This is a genomic window from Tenacibaculum halocynthiae (genome assembly GCF_964512825.1).
In the GTDB taxonomy this organism is placed as follows: domain Bacteria; phylum Bacteroidota; class Bacteroidia; order Flavobacteriales; family Flavobacteriaceae; genus Polaribacter; species Polaribacter halocynthiae.
This window is the reverse complement of the sequence record NZ_CAZELG010000030.1, coordinates 1,221-1,882: the sequence shown is the minus strand read 5'-3', so window position 1 is coordinate 1,882 and position 662 is coordinate 1,221. Positions and strand designations below refer to the sequence as shown.

General features: G+C 38.8%; 1 protein-coding gene (only partly in view). It reads left to right on the top strand.

Annotated features, from left to right (window positions below; genetic code table 11):
* Positions 1–26: 26 nt before the first annotated feature.
* Positions 27–662, top strand: the 5' portion of a protein-coding gene (locus ACKTTQ_RS11775; protein ID WP_456243499.1) for an Ig-like domain-containing protein. The gene runs 36 nt beyond the window's last position; only the first 636 of its 672 coding nucleotides appear in the window; the start codon lies at positions 27–29; the stop codon falls past the right edge of the window.

The following is a 662-nucleotide window of genomic DNA, read 5'->3' as shown; positions in this document are numbered from 1 at the left end:
TTGATACAGTTTTACCAGTACCAACGATTAGCGTAGATGATATCACGGCAGATAATATATTAAATGCAGCAGAAGCAGGAACAACGATTGCAGTAATAGGAACCGTAGGTGGAGACTTTAATGTAGGAGATACGGTAACGTTAGTTGTAAATGGAAATACCTATACAGGAGTAGTTGACGCTTCAGGAAACTATAGTATAGATGTACCAGGATCAGATTTAGCAGCGGATGGAGATACCACAGTAGATGCTAGTGTAAGTACTACCGATGGATCAGGAAATACAGCAACTGCAAATGATACTCAAGTTTATAGTGTTGATACAGTTTTACCAGTACCAACGATAAGTGTAGATGATATTACAGCAGATAATATATTAAATGCAGCAGAAGCAGGAACAACGATTGCAGTAACAGGAACCGTAGGTGGAGACTTTAATGTAGGAGATACGGTAACGTTAGTTGTAAATGGAAATACCTATACAGGAGTAGTTGATGCTTTAGGAAACTATAGTATAGATGTACCAGGCTCAGATTTAGCAGCTGATGGAGATACCACAGTAGATGCTAGTGTAAGTACTACCGATGGATCAGGAAATACAGCAACTGCAAGTGATACCCAAGTTTATAGTGTTGATACAGTTTTACCAGTACCAACGATAAGT